General features: G+C 60.2%; 3 protein-coding genes. 1 reads left to right on the top strand and 2 read right to left on the bottom strand.

All coding sequences use genetic code 11. The features are described 5' to 3' along the window. On the top strand, positions 1–421 hold a 421-nt coding region (locus IRZ24_RS18900; RefSeq protein ID WP_297167853.1), incomplete at its 5' end, for a zinc-ribbon domain containing protein. A 324-nt stretch (positions 422–745) separates the two neighbouring features. On the opposite strand, the gene IRZ24_RS18905 is transcribed toward IRZ24_RS18900, so the two are convergent. Together IRZ24_RS18905 and IRZ24_RS18910 are read right to left on the bottom strand one after the other, a co-directional pair. Next, positions 746–1,867, bottom strand: a complete 1,122-nt coding sequence (locus tag IRZ24_RS18905; RefSeq protein ID WP_297167856.1) for a phospholipase D-like domain-containing protein — start codon at positions 1,865–1,867, stop codon at positions 746–748. Between the two features lie 299 nt (positions 1,868–2,166). Beyond that, positions 2,167–2,840: carbohydrate binding domain-containing protein (locus IRZ24_RS18910; protein WP_297167859.1), on the bottom strand; the 674-nt coding region annotated here is incomplete at its 5' end.

The raw sequence follows: 2,840 nt of genomic DNA on the forward strand, positions 1-2,840 counted from the left end.
GGTTTTTTTACCCATGATGTCTTACGAGGATTACCAGGATCGTGTTCTTACCTGCCGTGATTGTGGTCAGGACTTTGTCTTCTCTGCCGGCGAGCAGGCTTTCTTCGCCAGCAAGGGGCTAACCAATCCCCCGGCGCGCTGCCCTGACTGCCGCGCCGCCCGCCGCAATGGCTCCCGTGGTCAATCTTCGCCCCGTTCCTCGCGAGAGCAGTACGAGGCCGTCTGCTCTAACTGTGGACGACAAACCACTGTGCCCTTCCTCCCCCGCGATGATCGCCCTGTCTACTGCAGCGATTGTTACCAGGAGGTCCGCTCTTCCCGCGGTGGGCGCCGAGACGAGAGCCGGAGCTATAGCTACTCGGGCAGCTACGAGGGTGGTCACGGGCGCGGACGTGAGCGCCGCGGTGGACGCCGCTGGTAGCTGTGAGGTAGTCGGTCGATAACTCGACGATCTCCTGCCTGTCCCCCGCATGGTCGGGGATTCCTCTCTCGCTGCTGGGCGACCCCTCTTTGAGGGTCGCTCGCTTTGAGGGTCTCTCGCGCCGACTGGCCTTGTCGCCCGTCGTAGCTCGGCGCAGTGGCCAAAGTAGACAGATAGGCGGGCAGGAGCAATCTTCTAGGGGAGTAGATGCGCTGCTCCGCTCCCAGCAGAGGGGAGGCAGGACGGAGGCTGAGTGCTTCCGTTCTACCTCCGCTTTTGTTTCCCTCTCCCCACTTCCCTCATCGGGAACAGGTCCTGGCCCTCCTAGGGAGAGATGACTGACACGGCCTGCGAGGCCTCCCAGTCAGTTTGAAAGGTCGCTTGCAGCTTTGCCAGCACCTCCTCATCGGCTACCAGGATGCCTACTTCTCGATTGCTCTCAAGGGCCGCTGGAGAGCAATTCTCTGAACCAATAAAGGCCTCTTGCCCATCTACCATGAGCATTTTGGCATGCATATAGAGCTGGTCATCTTCGCGTACCGTTACACCTCCCTGCAGGAGCGCAGCAATGCCGTCTGCATTGGGGTCTGCTCCCTCGCGTGGCGCAGGCAAAATGACCTGGACCCTGACCCCTCGTCGCTCCGCGGCAACTAGAGCTTCCTCAATCTGCTGATCTTTCATCTCTTCCTCCTCAATTAGGAGTCGATGCTGCGCTTCTCCAATGAGTCTTTGCAGCGCGGTGCGCGCATTGCCCGGACTGATGACTAGGTGAGCATTCTTGATCCCCGAAGCGGTGGCCGTACGCCGCCAGTCGGCTTCAAACAGCTCGCGCAGGCTGCTCACATCCTCGGGCCAGGAATCGATAATGCCGTACTCACGGTTGGCACCGCTGCGGTTCCCCCCGAGAGCTGCGCGGCTAAAGTTGCCGGTCATGATGTAGGCACGCTGATTGTCAACAATCATCAGTTTGGCATGGGTGAGAGGAAAAGCAGGATTGGTATAACGGGCCAGAACGCCAGCGGCGCGTAGTTGCTCTATAATGCGATCGGGCGAGCTGGCGCCATAGGGATGAGGCTCCAGCATGACACGCACGGTCAGGCCACGCCTCGCCGCATCCTCTAGCGCCCGAATGACGCTAGAGTCGGTGAGTAGGTAGATTTCAATGGCAAGCGAGCGCTGGGCACTAGCAATAGCCTCTAGAATGACCCGCTCCCCCGCCTGTGGCTCGACGAAGACCTGAACCCCTTTGACGCCTGAGTCGGGGCCACTCCCGGTCACCGCTGACGGGACAGCGAGGGAGCTTGCAAGCGACCAGTGAGCCGCCAGCGCCGCTGCTTCTGGCGCTGGCAACCAGAGGGCAGGCCCGATAAGGAGGGAGAGCGCGAATACGCAAAGCATGAGAGGCAGCCAGTGCCGCTCTCTGGAGGACAGAGGCAACTTTGCCATTGCTCCTGGCTCCTGTGATGAGTCTAGAGTAGCAGCGCCGTCGCGGCTACGCCTGGAGTCATTAGCTCAGCGGCGGCAGACGCAGCCGGCAAGCGCTTGCGGGTTTATAGCCAGTATAGTGGCAGCACCAAATCGGAGGCATGGCCGTCCCGCGATAGCCATCATGTTTCTAGCGATCGGCCTGCCCCGGCAGAGATTGCGCTAGGGCCGAGGAAGACCACGAGGGCGGAGCGCTAGCGCTCCGCCCTCGCTCTGTCGGAGGCAGATCCACGAGGAGCTACTACGATCAGGAGGCTCGCTCAAGAATGAGTATCGTTCAAGGCAACGTCATCCACGAAGAAGTTGGTGACTAGCGACGAATCGGTCGTCCCCTGGAAGTAGACCTGAATCTGCTTTCCGTAGTAGCTGCTCAGCGCCGAGGTCAGATCAAAGGTGTACTGCGTCCAGCCGGAGGCATTGGCATTACACCTGGTCTGCACAGTCGTGATCGTTGAGCCACTGGAGTTGCGAATACGCACATAGAAGTAGTCGTAGCAGGTGCTGCCCGACTCCTGAGTGCTGATGTAGAGCCAGTAGCTGAGAACGACCTTGGTTGTTGTGCTGGGCAGAGTAACCGTCTGCCAGATCTGATCATTGCAGTTGTTATAGCCGCAGAGGTAGGCGCTGTAGCTGCCCGTATGCGGGTTGGTAGAGTCGACGATCTCGTAGCCTCCAGAGGAAGATTCCTGCCAGGAGGAGCTACCACTCTCAAAGCCGGCGTTGCTGAGTAGTTGGGTGGTGGTGCCCCCGCCGCCGCCGCCACCGCCACCGCCGGAGGTGCCAGCGACGTCGCGGGCGAAGTTCCAGACGTCGGGCGAGCCGATGCCGGTCGCCAGATCGTAGCCCGTGGTGGCCGAGTAGTAGAGGTTATTGCCACTGGTGATATCGTGATAGGCACTATAGGGCTGACTTGTATTGTAGAGGCGGTAAATGG

Source organism: Thermogemmatispora sp., from assembly GCF_019683755.1.
In the GTDB taxonomy this organism is placed as follows: Bacteria; Chloroflexota; Ktedonobacteria; order Ktedonobacterales; family Ktedonobacteraceae; genus Thermogemmatispora.